12 protein-coding genes are annotated in these 13,290 nt (G+C 47.9%); 6 read left to right on the forward strand and 6 right to left on the reverse strand.

Annotated elements, in window-relative coordinates; genetic code table 11:
• Positions 1-3: 3 nt before the first annotated feature.
• Positions 4-753 carry a methyltransferase domain-containing protein gene (locus ACO05Z_RS07000; RefSeq protein WP_421901443.1) on the forward strand — a complete coding sequence of 250 codons (750 nt, stop codon included), beginning with the start codon at positions 4-6 and terminating at the stop codon, positions 751-753.
• Between the two features lie 96 nt (positions 754-849).
• On the forward strand, positions 850-1,530 hold the full coding sequence (locus tag ACO05Z_RS07005; protein WP_421901444.1) for a CBS and ACT domain-containing protein: 681 nt from the start codon (positions 850-852) through the stop codon (positions 1,528-1,530).
• A 54-nt stretch (positions 1,531-1,584) separates the two neighbouring features.
• Here ACO05Z_RS07005 and ACO05Z_RS07010 read toward each other — a convergent pair whose 3' ends face one another.
• Together ACO05Z_RS07010 and ACO05Z_RS07015 are read right to left on the reverse strand one after the other, a co-directional pair.
• Positions 1,585-1,998: a hypothetical protein gene (locus tag ACO05Z_RS07010; protein ID WP_421901445.1), complete on the reverse strand. Its 414-nt coding sequence runs from the start codon at positions 1,996-1,998 to the stop codon at positions 1,585-1,587.
• Between the two features lie 33 nt (positions 1,999-2,031).
• The gene (locus ACO05Z_RS07015; protein WP_421901446.1) at positions 2,032-2,289 is read right to left on the reverse strand and encodes a hypothetical protein; all 258 of its coding nucleotides are present in this window, start codon (positions 2,287-2,289) and stop codon (positions 2,032-2,034) included.
• Between the two features lie 217 nt (positions 2,290-2,506).
• Between ACO05Z_RS07015 and ACO05Z_RS07020 the strand changes: the two genes are divergently transcribed.
• Positions 2,507-3,661 (forward strand): hybrid sensor histidine kinase/response regulator, encoded by a 1,155-nt coding sequence (locus tag ACO05Z_RS07020; protein WP_421901448.1) that lies wholly within the window; start codon positions 2,507-2,509, stop codon positions 3,659-3,661.
• 20 nt (positions 3,662-3,681) lie between these two features.
• Positions 3,682-5,253, forward strand: a complete 1,572-nt coding sequence (locus ACO05Z_RS07025; protein ID WP_421901449.1) for a DUF3369 domain-containing protein — start codon at positions 3,682-3,684, stop codon at positions 5,251-5,253.
• Positions 5,254-5,295: 42 nt separating this feature from the next.
• Here the strand turns inward: ACO05Z_RS07025 and plsY are convergent, their stop codons facing one another.
• The 3 genes from plsY to ACO05Z_RS07040 form a co-directional block, all read right to left on the reverse strand.
• Positions 5,296-5,883: a glycerol-3-phosphate 1-O-acyltransferase PlsY gene (gene plsY, locus ACO05Z_RS07030; RefSeq protein ID WP_421901450.1), complete on the reverse strand. Its 588-nt coding sequence runs from the start codon at positions 5,881-5,883 to the stop codon at positions 5,296-5,298.
• A 209-nt stretch (positions 5,884-6,092) separates the two neighbouring features.
• Complete coding sequence (locus ACO05Z_RS07035) at positions 6,093-8,210, reverse strand: ribonuclease catalytic domain-containing protein (RefSeq protein WP_421901451.1); 2,118 nt, start codon at positions 8,208-8,210, stop codon at positions 6,093-6,095.
• A 256-nt stretch (positions 8,211-8,466) separates the two neighbouring features.
• Positions 8,467-9,741, reverse strand: a complete 1,275-nt coding sequence (locus ACO05Z_RS07040) for an IMP cyclohydrolase (protein ID WP_421901452.1) — start codon at positions 9,739-9,741, stop codon at positions 8,467-8,469.
• 174 nt (positions 9,742-9,915) lie between these two features.
• Between ACO05Z_RS07040 and ACO05Z_RS07045 the strand changes: the two genes are divergently transcribed.
• Complete coding sequence (locus tag ACO05Z_RS07045) at positions 9,916-10,299, forward strand: hypothetical protein (RefSeq protein WP_421901453.1); 384 nt, start codon at positions 9,916-9,918, stop codon at positions 10,297-10,299.
• On the opposite strand, the gene ACO05Z_RS07050 is transcribed toward ACO05Z_RS07045, so the two are convergent.
• Positions 10,225-11,529 carry a transglycosylase SLT domain-containing protein gene (locus tag ACO05Z_RS07050; RefSeq protein ID WP_421901454.1) on the reverse strand — a complete coding sequence of 435 codons (1,305 nt, stop codon included), beginning with the start codon at positions 11,527-11,529 and terminating at the stop codon, positions 10,225-10,227. The genes ACO05Z_RS07045 and ACO05Z_RS07050 overlap by 75 nt on opposite strands.
• A 424-nt stretch (positions 11,530-11,953) precedes the next feature.
• Between ACO05Z_RS07050 and ACO05Z_RS07055 the strand changes: the two genes are divergently transcribed.
• The gene (locus ACO05Z_RS07055) at positions 11,954-13,234 is read left to right on the forward strand and encodes an adenylosuccinate synthase (RefSeq protein ID WP_421901455.1); all 1,281 of its coding nucleotides are present in this window, start codon (positions 11,954-11,956) and stop codon (positions 13,232-13,234) included.
• Positions 13,235-13,290: the final 56 nt, after the last annotated feature.

Below are 13,290 nucleotides of genomic sequence, written 5' to 3' on the forward strand. Positions count from 1 at the left end.
TACGTGAAACAAAGGATTCGCCAGTGTTTCGGCAAAGCTGCTTCCAGCTATAGCAAGGCCGCTTCCGTGCAGCGCATAGTTGCTCGAAATTGTGCTGCTCTTTGTCCGGAAAATGAATTTCGCACTGTATTGGATATAGGTTCTGGAGTCGGTTTTCTTCACGATGAACTAAAGGAGCGCATTTCCTACGGGAACTATATTTCACTTGATCTGGTCCGGCCTATGCTCATGGAGCAAAAGAATTCCGGAGCATCTCTTGTTGCTGCTGATGGTGAAGAGCTGCCTTTTGCCGGTGAGAGTTTTGATCTGCTGGTAAGTTCTTCTGCCATGCAATGGTATGCTGCCCCGGAAAAATCCATTCCGCGTAGCTTTGAGGTCTTGAAGTCCGGTGGAAGTTTCGCCATAGCCATCTTCACACACGGAACACTTGCGGAACTGGCCGATGTTAGTGCAAGGACCGGATTTGGTTCAGTTAAGGAACTTAAACCATACTCTTTTTATAAGGAACTTTTTGACAATATGTCAGGGCTGAAGGTGGATTACGCAAGTGAGGAGCATGAGGTGTTCTTCCCTTCCGTAAAACATTTCCTGAAGCAGCATAAAATGACCGGAGCTGTTGCTTCCAGTGAGAATATCTCATGGGGGCGTGAAAAGTATCGCCGGTTTGTTGAAGAGTACGAGAATTTATACAGGGGAGAATCAGGTATAAAAGCCAGTTACAGGGTCTTTCTTGCTTACGGGCGGAAATTGTAGCTGCCTCTGTGGAGGCAGGCAGTTAACCTTTGACTTTTTTGCTGATCAATACGAACTTCTTCGTAAGATTAATGATGAGATTCAGGAGTTAAAAATATGCTAGTAGGGGACTGGATGACAGAAGAGGTGCTGACCCTTATGCCGGGTGCACCAATAATCGACGCCATGGAAATGATGCGTGATGCCGGAATCAGGCAGATTCCGGTGACAGAGGCTTCAGGTCTTGTCGTAGGTATTGTTTCCGATAGGGACGTGCGTGACGCAATGCCTTCTAAGTTTTTGCCCGGAGACAATACCGCAGGAAAGGGTGACGGGTTGATGGGGCTCAAGATCAAAGACATTATGACTCATGATCCCTACATCGTTTCTCCGGACACCTGCATGGAGGTTGCTGCTGAGATTCTTTTGGAAAAGAAAATCGGAGGCCTGCCTGTTGTTGACGAATTCGGTCTGGTCGGGATTGTCACTGAAGTAGATATCTACCGCTTTTTAACTACTGTAACCGGTGTAAGCAAAGGTAGTTCTCAGTTTGCTTTTGTGCTTGAGGATACAGCGAGCGCTCTCGAAGATCTGCTGAGCGACATGTGGGCAAGGGGCGTAAGGCTTTCTACTGTTTTTACTTCCTATGAGGGGGTGAAGCAGGGATCTCGTCGTGTGTTTGTCTGGGTTCAGAAGCTTGATGATGATATTGTTGAGTCTTTGGTCAGACATCTGAAAAAAACGTATGACTTGAAGTATCATGTCCACCGGGGCGAGACTTATAAGAATGAATTTTAAATACTTGTGATGATGCAAAAGAAAAACCGCACTGGATTTCCAGTGCGGTTTTTTTTATATCAATTTTAATTTTTTTGCTTCTTCATAAATATCAACGGAGACCATATTCAAAGTCAAAAGGGCTCCTATTACATCAATATTTTTTTCAGTGGCATAAATTTCTGCAGATAGAAACTGTGCTTCGCTCAGTATGCCCCGATGTACAAGCCAGCCTCTTAAGTCTGTGGGTTCTTCCTTGGGCTTTGAAGCGGCTTCTGTCTTAATTCCGGCTTTTTGAAATGTTTTTAATTCTTCCAATCTGCGTGAAAGTTCTTTGCGCCTTCCTTGCAACTCTTGCTGAGCTTCAACAAGATTTTTCTCTTTTCTTGCCAAAGCATCATTCTTAAGCTCAAAATTGCCGCCAATGGTTTTGCAGGCAACTATTGTGGCTATGGTGCCGAATAAGACAAATATAATAGAAAATGTCATTGCTTTTGAAATCTTACAGTGCCGTGTGAGCAGTTAAGAGTCTTTTGAATTAACATCATCTTCGACTGAGTCGATATCCAACTCATCAATTTTTTCTTGAGTATCTGCTACTTCTTTTTCAATCAAGTTGATTTCAGAACGAATCTTTTCCATGGTTTTTTCCATGTGCTGTTCTTTCAACTCGAATGCCTTCTTCCTCTGGGCATATTTTGCATTTTGTGCAGAGTATGAGGAGTAAATAATGAAGGCAAAAATGATGAGTGCAATTGATGCGACAAGTAATTCCGTCATTCCAATTCGTCCCTGTGTGTATATATTATCGGAACCTTAGTTTATATGGACTTCATGTTCAAGTGAAAATAGCTATCTGTTTAAAATAATGTATAATGTACGTTACAGATTAAAGAAATAGCTGACTAAGTTCATAATACAGTTTGATTTTTTTTTTATCTGGGATAATCTATTGGTAAGATTGTTCAATTACTTTGGTTATTCCACGAGGACTTGCATGAATAGTGATGATCTGTTCGCAGATGATGAATTGCTCTTTTCCGGAGAGGAAACTGAAGAGTCTACGGAGCATGATCTTGAACCATGGATGGTGCTTATAGTTGACGATGAGCCGGATGTTCATTCCATGACCAGAATGGTTCTTGGGGATTTTGCATTCGAAGATCGTCCGCTTGAGTTTGTCAGTGCCCATTCCGGGGAAGAGTCATTAGATATACTCAAGTCTAATCCTGATTTTGCAGTGGTTCTGCTTGACGTTGTTATGGAGACAAATACAGCAGGACTTGATGTTGCGCGCAGGATCAGGAGTGACCTTAATAATCAGTTTATCAGGATTATTCTGCGTACCGGGCAGCCCGGATTTGCCCCGGAGCACAAGGTCATTACTGAGTTGGACATTAACGATTATTGGCAGAAGGCGGAGCTGACCTCCAGAAGGCTGACCACTTCCATGACCACAGCTCTGCGTTCCTACCGCGACTTGCGTAAGATTGAGCTGAATCGTGAAAGTCTGGCGCAGATGGCTAAGTCTGTGGCTCACCAAATCCGTAACCGGACCATGACTATTAACGGTTTTGCAAACCTTGCCTCCCGTAAGCTGGGACCGCATTCCGAGGCTATGGAGTATCTTGAAACCATCTCCCATGAGACTGCCAGGTTGGAAGATATTGTTAACAGTGTATCTGAATTTGCAGCGATAGACCGTTGTGATCACTGCAGTGCAGATATTAAGGAGGTTGGAGAAAAGGCGGTTGATGTTTGTAAGGGAATCGCAGATGAACTTGGCAGGGATGTCCATTTTGATATTGATTTTGTAGAGCAGGATATAGATTCTCGTCCTGATTTACTCTCGAAGGTTATGGTTGAGCTTGTTTCTAATGCTGTTGTTTTTGCGGATGCGCAGCAGCCCCGTGTCAGTATCGAGGTGAGTGTTGAGGGTGATGTTTGCAAGCTCAGAGTTTCTGATAACGGGAAGTGTATTTCAAGTGAGGATTTACCTTATATTTTCGATCCCTTTTTTACGACTCGCCCCGAAGCTGTCGGAATGGGATTAAGTATTGTAAATAGAATTGCCAGTGGTTATAACTGGGGCATAGATGTTTCCTGTTCGGACGAAGGGGGGGCTGTTTTTACGGTGGAAATCCCCTTGTGATATTCAAGCGAGGTCAGTGTATGGTAGATGGTTCTAATCCGGTTGATAATGATGAGCTTCTCTTTGCCGATGAGACTCCTGAAGAAGTAGGAGCAGTGAAAGGAAAGAGCTGGAAGATTCTTATTGTTGATGACGAAGATGACGTTCATAGCACAACCCGTCTCGTTCTTGATGATTTTTCCTTTGAAGGCGCCGGACTCGAATTCTTGAGTGCGTATTCCGCCGAAGAGGCGGTTTCCGTACTGGAGGAGCATCCTGATGTAGCGGTAATTCTTCTTGATGTGGTTATGGAAACCAACCATGCCGGATTGGAGTTGGTCAGAACCATCCGCGAAAAAATGAAGAATACTCTGGTCCGTATCATTCTGCGCACCGGGCAACCCGGACAGGCTCCGGAACGGCAGGTCATTATTGAATATGATATTAATGACTATAAGCATAAGGCTGAGCTGACAGCCCAGCGTCTGTTTACTTCTGTCCTTTCATCACTTCGGTCTTACAGGGATCTTCAGGTTATTGAGCAGAACCGCAAGGGTTTGAAGCATATTATTGAAGCCTCCGGAAGTCTTTTTCAACAGCAGTCGGTGGGACGCCTTGCGCAGGGTGTGCTCACTCAGGTTATCTCTTTGATCGGTTTGCGGGATTCGGTTTATCTGGAGGGGGACGGTGTAGCGGTTTCCAGTCCGGATAAAGAAAACATGAGGATCATTGCCTCAACTGGGAAGTATGCTGTTTGTAATTCGTCAATTGAAGAATGCAGCGTTATTTCTGAACAGACTAAGGAAGAGCTGGAAATGGTGCGTGAGAAGGGATGTGGCTGTTTTACAAATAATGACTACATCGGTTACCTGCCAACCCACCAGAAAGGTTCGCATCTTCTTTATGTGGAAAACTGTGGAAGTGAATTCAGTGAGCAGGACGAGGATTTACTTAAGATTTTTTCTGATAACGTAGGCGTAGCTTTTGATAATATCTATTTGAATCAGGAAATTCTGGATACACAAAAGGAAATTGTGCGTATGCTGGGCGAAGTTGTAGAATTTCGCTCAAAGGAAACCGCTTTTCATGTTATCCGGGTATCAGAGATAGCCAGAATTCTTGGTATGGCTGTCGGCCTTGATGCTGTTCAGGTCGATGAACTTTACTATGCCTCTCCCATGCATGATGTCGGTAAAATCGGTATTCCTGACTCCATCCTGCTTAAGCCCGGAAAGCTTAGTGCGGAAGAAATGGAAATTATGCGCAGCCATACCGAAATTGGCTATAATATACTTCGGGCCAGCAATCGAAAATTGCTGAAGGCTGCGGCTACCATTGCCCATGAACACCATGAATACTGGGATGGAACAGGTTATCCTCAAGGCTTAAAGGGTGATGAAATCAGTATAGCTGGACGTATTATCTGCATTACTGATGTCTTTGATGCTTTGTGCAGTGACCGTATTTACAAGCAGGCGTGGGAAGTTGAAAGGGCCTTGGAATTTCTCAAATCGAAACGGGAAACCATGTTTGATCCCGGATTGGTGGATCTTTTCTTTGAGAATCTAGATAAAATTATGGCGATCAGGGAAAAGTATAAAGACGAATTTTAGGTAATAAAAAAGGGGAGCCAAGCGGCTCCCCTTTTTTTGGGGTTATTTCTTTTTCTTCCAAGAATTTTCTTGGCCTTTAGCAAGGCGCCTGATGTTGTCCCGGTGGGTCCAGAACAAAAGTACGGTCATACCGCAAGCAAGCGGGACCATGCCGATGGAGCCTGTTACCAGGCTAAAGAAAGGCAGGGCCACTGCAAAGGTGAGAGAGCCCATGGATACGAATCCGGAAAGGGCGATTACAGCCAGCAGGAAGACGATGGAATAAATGGTTGCTACCGGGGCCAGCGCCAGAAATACGCCGATAGTGGTTGCAACAGCTTTACCGCCTTTCATATCAAGAAAGATGGAGAATACGTGACCGAGCACTGCTGCTGCGGCTACGAGAGAGATGAAAATCCAGTTATGGCTGTACTGGCAGGCCATGAGAACGGGAACAAAGCCCTTGGCAACATCAAGAATAAGTGCAGCCACGCCATATTTGAATCCGCAGAGGCGGGCCACGTTAGTGGCTCCGGTGCTTTTGCTGCCCTCGGTGCGGATATCGCAGTTACAGCAAATTTTACCGATGAAAAGTCCGAAGGGAATTGATCCCAGAAAATAGGCGAAAACCAGCCAGAATATCCAGAGCATGCGCTAACTCCTTTAAGTCTTTTTCCGTTTCAGGTCTGCCGGTGGTCCATCCCGTTGCTTTTCCCCATTGCGGGATGGTCCGGGCTACCTGTAAGTTTCCGTTTGATGACAGTTCTTAAAGCTTCGTGCTGCCTTAAAAACCGAAATTACATATATGCTAATTCCAGCCAAAATAACAACCGGAAATAAGCGTTACCTCTCTTTGAAATTTATTCTTCCATGGCTTCAACAACCCGCAGTTCGTTGGTCAGCGGATCGATTTTGTTAAAGCGAATCTGAAATCCTTGTCCGGGATAAAGCTTGTCTCCAAGCATAGGCCGGGGAACCCTGACATTGATCTGGATTTCAGGCATGGCCAGCGTGGCAAGAGGGCCGTTGTCGTCTACCACAACCGCATGGTGCCAGCCTTTCCGGTTCTGGGCCAGATAGAGCAGCTTCCAGTAACGGGGTCTGAATCTCTGGATCTTAATGACCGACTGCAAACGAAGTTGCAGGTTTTCCGCAAGTGATTTCAGCTCGTCGGCATCCCATTTGGGTTGGTCTTCAACAAGATAATGGCAAAGCTGAGCCATGTTGATGAAGTCCGCATAGCGACGCAGGGGCGAAGTGATAGGGCTATATCCGCTCACAGCCAGCGTTGCGTGCTTTTTGGGGGTAGTATCCATCTGCGGGGGAACCATCTGACGCACCCGCATGTAAATTTCGTGAGGCTCAGTGACGATCCCGCTCAGATCGGATGGCAGGGCAATATCCTGTGTGCGGTAGAGCAGGGGAAAATCATTTTCTTCGGCGAATTTGCCCAAACCGGAGTTGGCAAGAATCATGAACTCACTGATGATCTGATCCGCACGGGTAGTCTTCTCTTTGGCAGACATGATTACCTTGGTCTGCTGCGGCCAGTTCTTAAGGGAAAGTTCCGGTTCAGGCCTGCGAATGACAATTGCTCCGTGCTTGATACGCTCCTGCAAAAGTTTTTCAGAAAGCTCAAAAGCAAGCGCCATTTCGTCATCGCTGCCTTCTTCAAGCATCTGTTCCACCGCAAGATAGGTGGAGTTGTCGGTGATTTTTACCCAGCCGTTGTGCGGTGTCACCGATTGCAGGATTCCGTGCTCATCAAGTTCAAAAGTGGTGATCAGTGCCGGGCGTACTTCCCCGGCAAAAAGGCTGAATGCACCGATACCGAGGGCTTCCGGCATCATATGGCTGGTGCCTTCAGGAAGGTAGACACTCGTTCCGCGGTTCATGACTGCCTGATCAAGAGCAGAGCCGAAATCCCAGTCCATACAGGGACGGGCGAGAGCTATGGTTAGGGTGTATCCGCCGTCTTCCCGTCTTTTGAGGTTGAACGCATCGTCAATGTCCTTGGTGGTGGCGGAGTCAATGCTGCGCATGGGCAGGGGGCAGGGATCGCCGGCCTTTGTCTCCACTGCCTTAACCAGCCTATCCACTTCGATGTTATGCTTAGCGGACCAGCTGTCATCGAAAATATATTCAGCTTCATCCAGCAGGTAGTTGTGGTGCGGATTGACTATTCCCCAGCCTTGAGCAAGCAAAAGTGGCAGGTGAGGGTGATCAGGCAGACCTTTACGCAGGGCTGACCACATTTTGTTGGACTTATCTTCGTTCAAACCGGAAATTCTGTCCATGAGAAAGGATTTCAAGCCTTCCTCAATATCGTCAGACATCGCTGGAATCTGGTCCTGTCTGATTTTTCCGCCGGATTCGCGGGCAGTCCATATTTTCTTGAACAAGTCCTGTCCGACACTCATGATTTCTTCATGCGCTTTTTCTTCGGCCTGCTGTTTCAGACGAAGTTCGACCTTTTCCTGAGTGTAGATGATGAATTCGGGCGGCTGAAATTTGAAATGGGTCTTGGCCGCAATCATGGCCCTGCCGAGGGCGGAAATCTGGTCGGCATCCGGGTTTTCCCAGAGAAGCCCGGCGAACCAGTTCAGCGGGGCTTTTTCAACTTCCCCCTGAGCGAGATCCCAGATTTCCATGGTATCAAGTCCGGCTTGGAGTTCGCCTCTTTTTTCCTGATGGGCGACCATGTGGTCGAGCATTTCCTGCCGGGAAGCCGAAGCGGAATATTGCGGTCCGATCCAGGGAAGCACCCGTGCTGCGGGCATCTTGGTTTCGCGTTTGTTAATGGTATAGAGCTTGAGCTTTCCGGATTGCTCTTCCATGACAAAAGCCAGCTGAGGCTGATTGCCATGCATGAATTCTACAATATTTCCGGGCGCTACGTAACGTCCTTCCTTGAATAGGGACATGTAAATCCTTCCGGGAACTGCTGTGTTTGCCGATACAGTAAACGTTTCCCGCATTCCGCCTGCTCGCTATCAAGCGGAAGTAATGTTCTAACTTGCTAAGTCTTAAAAAAAATAAACCCCGAATGTCTCACCAAGACATCCGGGCATTCTTAACATAAATGTTTAATTATTGAAATGGCAGGCATCACCCAAATTTTTACAGAATAATCTTCCGAAGCGGCGAAGCCTAATAAAAGTTTTTGGGATTCTTAAACCCTTTTTACAAAAAGGGTTTAAGGCCTCCGGCAGGACCGCCGGAGGCCTTCTTGTCTTAATGCTTAAAAGAACGCTGGCCGGTGAAGACCATTGCGACCTGAGGTGAGGCTTCGTTGGTAGCCTGAATCACTTCGTGGTCACGGATGGAACCGCCGGGCTGGGCGATAGCGGTGATGCCCTGAGCCATGCACAGGTCCACGCCGTCGCGGAAGGGGAAGAAGCCGTCGGAAACCAGTACGGAACCTTTGAGTCCGCCCTTGGCTTCAACTGCGGCCTGCTCGATTTCAGCAAGATCTTTTGCAGCCTGCTCATCTTTGAGCGCTTTGAGCTTGAGTTCGAAAAGGGACATCTGGAATTTTTCAAAGCAGAGTCCGTCAGCGTACTTGATGCGGGCTTTGGTTACTGCGAGCTCAACGCAGCCTACGCGGTCCTGTTCACCGGTACCGATGGCAGTGGTTACGCCGTCTTTGGCAAAAATTACGGAGTTGGAGGTCACACCTGCTTCAACTGCCCATGCGAAGAGCATGTCGTCCATTTCCTGTTTGGAAGGAGCGCGGGAGGAGAAGGTGGAACCGTCTTTCTCTGCGGTGGCGGGGATGAAATCTTCTGAATCGAGGATGCGGTTGCGGAAAGAAAACTGCACAACCATGCCGCCGTCCATGAGGGATTTTACATCAAGGAAAGGCTGGCCGAGCATTTTTTTCAGATCGGCAATGCCGGGAATCTGGAGAATGCGTAGGTTTTTGCGCTTCTTGAGGACTTCGAGGGTTCCTTCTTCAAAAGAAGGAGCCGCAACAACTTCGAAATATGCACTGTCGACAACTTCAGCCGCTTCCATGGTGAAGGGGCGGTTGACTACGATAGCTCCGCCGAAAGCTGCGATACGGTCAGCCTGAAAAGCATTGCGAAGTGCTACGCCAACGCCTTCTTCGGACCATGCCGCGCCGCAGGGGTTGTTATGCTTGAGGATAACAGCCGCAGGCTTGGCGGTGAGGTACTGCAGGATGTTCAGGGCGTTGTCCACATCGGTCAGGTTGGTCTTGCCGGGATGCTTACCAGCCTGAATCATGTGTTCTTCGGTGAGTGCGGAAACAAGTCCCTGTCCTTCGCCGCGAAATTTGATTCCGTCGTATTCAAGACCGCCGGATACCAGCTCGTAAAGGGCTGCGGGCTGGTCAGGGTTTTCGCCGTAACGAAGGCCCTTTGTTTCACCGTCGATTTCCCAGGTCCTTTTTTTGAAGGTCAGTTTCTGGTCGCCGAGGGTGACGGTCATATCAGCGGGAAAGGGGTCCTGCTGCAGGGTTTTGTACATTTTTTTAAGATCACTCATAGTTGTTCTCCGTGAGTTGTTGCCTTGTGGTATGCCGCTCATAGCACACCCTTTTCCGGTGGGCAATTTTGAATTGCGGTACCAGCGATCTTTTTGTAGGTTAATTTTGATCAAGTGCGCGGGAAATGCTCAATTTTTCTGAGTCCCGTCGCCAGCAGTATACTGGGAGAATATATGTCAGAAGGTTATATGGAAAAGGCCCTGTTGAAATTGGCAAAGCAGCTCAACGCCTACGATGAGGCTTCCCTTACGGAATTATGGAATAAGTATGAAGCTGAAGTGGCCAATTTCGAGCCCACCCGCAAGTGGGAAGAAGCCGCGGTAGTGTTCGGAATGATACAGGCTGTGCGGCTTAAAAACCAGCTTTTTAATTATCATTGGGCTCAGACAGCCGGTCCGGAATCCATGTCTCCGCGTCCGGATTTTATTCCCGGCAAAGGTGAGGATGAACTCTTTGGCTCAAAGCCTAAGGGCTCCGGCGGATCAATCGGAAGCGGTTCCGCTGGCAGTGGCAAGGGGAGCAAGGTAATCAGACTCCAGCCCCGGAAGGATAGCTAAACCGTTCATAATATAATAGTAGTAGCGAATGCTATCGACATAATCTACGGCTTCATACCCACGTGTGTAGCCGTATTTTGTTTTTGAATGATATTTCGGTCGGGTCAGCAACGGGAAGACCTGTTTGAGTGATCTCCATGTGCCCGGATGCTTGCTCGTATATTTGGCAATGTCGATGGCATCGTAAACATGCCCTAATCCCTGATTATAAGCCGCAAGGGTGAACAGCCAGCGGTCCCAACCATCTACATCACGGCTTTCCAGTTTATCCCAGATAAATCTTAAGTAACGTGCGCCGCCGTTAATGGCCTGTTGCGGGTCAAGCCTGCTTGTCAGTCCTAAAAGTTGAGCGGTGTCATTGGTCAGTTGCATGAGCCCGCGAACTCCGGTCTTGCTGCGTGCAAGGGGGTCAAAACGAGATTCCTGATACATGACCGCAGTGAGCAGCAGCGGGTCTATGTCATATTTTTTAGCGGCCTTGAGAATGTATTTGTGGTAACGGGGCAGTTTTTCCCTGATGTCTTTGCGTAATGAGTAAAGGTCATAAAAGTCTGTTTCTTCAGGGATGAAACCGAAATATTTTTCTTGCAAGTCTTCAAGGGTTCCGTTGGTGGTTACCAGATGCCAGTAGTCTTCTGATGTCTGCCCAAGGCCATGGACGTCCTTGCGTAAATACCATCTGTATTCCTGCTCATCTCCGAAGTAGTCTGTAATGCGCAGTTTATGCAGAAATGGCCTGATAGGTTTGAAGGCGCCGTATTCCACTAGATGGAAACGGACGTTTTTGTTCTCGTTGAATTTGAGCAGCGGGCCAAGGTGGGTTGAGTTGGTTCCGCTGAGCATCGTCGGTGAACAGTCCAGCTGTGTGCTGAGGTTGTTGAATGTCTCGATAAGTCCTGAGTGGGCGGGAACAAATACTTCCTGATCGCAGAGCTCAAAAGGGGTACGCAGTTCAAACCTGAGGACATGGTGCAACATGGCTGCAGGGCTTTTTTCGTATATCGGGCCTTTGAGTAAAGGGGTGGTTGTGGCGGTTAAATCCGGATTATATCCGGTTGCCAGCATAATGTCGGCCTTACCTTTGGTCAGGGCTTCAAAGGCTTTGTCGTGGGTGGGGTAGGCTTTGATATCAAGACCTGTCCCCGCGTATTCTACGAATTCATCCACTAGCTCACGTTCAAATCCGGAGCCCCATGGGGAAAGCTTGGGAAAAACGCGCTCAATGTCCACTGCGGCGACTCTGATAGTGCCGGGCAGGGGGATCTCATATTTTACTGAATAAATGTAATAAAAAAGGGAGAATAGCGCCAAGTACACAACAATATTGAATATATGTTGTGAAAAAAGTATCAAAATGCCCATTTTGGGGTCATTTAATTTACTTTGATGTATTGACATATCCCCGAAAGATTTTTTACGCATTAAAACCCGTCTGCCGTGCTTAGTGCTGGCGTACCCTTTTTAAAGAGGGTATCAAAAGCAGGTAAGCGGATCTTCTTGAGCGGCCTTAACGGATTTATTTTTGTGAACGACTGGTTCGTTCCTGTTAATATACGTCAGACGCAGTGCCGCTATCAAGTAATCAAATTACAGCAAGAATTCCATGCCTTAAGTCAAAGGCATGCGGAAATACTGTAGAAGGAGCACATTAGTAATGGCTAATACCGTAATCGTGGGAACCCAGTGGGGGGACGAAGGCAAGGGCAAAATCGTTGATATGCTCGCCGAACAAGCAGGTGCGATTGTACGTTTCCAAGGTGGAAACAACGCAGGTCACACCCTTGTTGTGGAAGGAGAGCAGTGTATCCTGCATCTCATCCCGTCCGGGGTTCTCCATCAGGGTAAAAAGTGCCTCATCGGTAACGGTGTAGTACTCGACCCCGAGGTTTTTCTCAAGGAGATTGACGGACTTGCCGAAAAAGGCGTGGACGTTTCTCCCGAGCGCTTGATGATCAGTAAGAAAACCCAGATCATCATGCCGTACCACAAGCTGATGGACAATTGCCGCGAATCTCTCAAATCCGCTGATAGCAAGATCGGTACAACCGGTCGTGGTATCGGCCCCTGCTACGAAGATAAAATGAACCGCTGCGGTATTCGTGCCGCCGATCTCGCTGATCCTGAACTGCTGCGCGAAAAAATCGTAGCCGGACTTCAGGAAAAGAACGTTCTTTTCGAAAAACTTTTCAATGTTGAAGCTCTTGACGCTGAAAAGGTATATAAGGAAATACTGCCCATCGCTGAAAGGGTGGCACCCTACCTTGCTGATGTATCATCCGTTATTCAGGATGTGAACAAAGAAGGTCAGGATGTGCTTTTCGAGGGCGCACAGGGTGTGCACCTTGATATCGACCACGGAACCTATCCGTTCGTTACCTCTTCCAATGTTGTTTCCGGTAACGCTGCTGCCGGTGCCGGATGCGGTCCTCGTCAGCTGGAACGTATCATCGGTATCTGTAAGGCATACACCACCCGCGTCGGTGCCGGCCCTTTCCCCACCGAATTGTTCGACGAAACCGGCGAAACCCTGCAGAAAAACGGCCATGAATTCGGTGCAACCACCGGACGTAAGCGCCGCTGCGGCTGGCTGGATATGGTTGTCCTGCGCGAAACCGCAAGACTCTGCGATCTCACCGAGTTCGCCCTGACCAAGCTGGACGTCCTTTCCGGTCTGAAAGAAATCGAAATCTGCGTTGCTTATGAGTACCGCGGTGAAAAAGTCGACTATCCCCCGCAGGAACAGAACGGCATGGCTCACGTCAAGCCCGTTTACGAATCCATGCCCGGTTGGGATGAAGATATCACCAAGGCTGCTTCTTACGATGAACTGCCCGAAGCCGCGCGTAACTACATTGCACGCATTGAAGAACTCTCCGGCGTAAAAGTCGGCATAGTCTCTGTCGGTCCCGACCGCGCTCAGACTATTGTAAGATAATATTAGTTACTTTTGTCTGGTGGAAGTAGATTTTTGCAAATCTCTACTTCCACCAG

This window comes from Maridesulfovibrio sp. (assembly GCF_965230075.1).
In the GTDB taxonomy this organism is placed as follows: domain Bacteria; phylum Desulfobacterota; class Desulfovibrionia; order Desulfovibrionales; family Desulfovibrionaceae; genus Maridesulfovibrio.